Below are 479 nucleotides of genomic sequence, written 5' to 3'. Positions count from 1 at the left end.
TTCCAATCGAAAGATAGCTGACTTCGGCACGTATTCTATTACAGGAAAGAGATGAATTACTATGAATGAACATGGATTCAACGACACGAAAAGTGAGAACCGTTCAGGCTGTTCTGATGAGAAGAAATGGCAGTCAATAGACTGGAAGATAGCAGAAGAATATGTCAATAGACTTCAACTCCGGATTGTAAAGGCGGTAGAAAATAGGAACTGGAATCTTGTAAAGAGACTTCAGTATCTAATTACACATTCCTTTTATGCAAAGGCTTTGTCGGTACGAAAAGTAACTGGAAATAAGGGAGGAAAAACCTCCGGCGTAGATAAGGTACTTTGGACAACAGGCAAACAAAAATATCAGGCAGTTATGGATTTGAAGGTAAAGGGCTATAAACCTATGCCAGCAAGAAGAATTCATATCAAGAAAGCGAACGGAAAACTCAGACCGCTGAGTATTCCTACCATGAAGGATAGAGCAATGC

Annotated in this window: 1 protein-coding gene; it reads left to right on the top strand. The window is 39.9% G+C overall.

Annotated elements, in window-relative coordinates; all coding sequences use genetic code 11:
- Positions 1-61: 61 nt before the first annotated feature.
- Positions 62-479, top strand: a 418-nt coding sequence (locus tag CPJCM30710_RS17465) for a reverse transcriptase N-terminal domain-containing protein (protein ID WP_212905401.1), incomplete at its 3' end; no start/stop codon positions are given.

Source organism: Clostridium polyendosporum (genome assembly GCF_018332455.1).
Taxonomy (GTDB): Bacteria; Bacillota; Clostridia; order Clostridiales; family Clostridiaceae; genus Clostridium_AY; species Clostridium_AY polyendosporum.
This window is presented reverse-complemented; position numbering and strand designations above follow the sequence as displayed.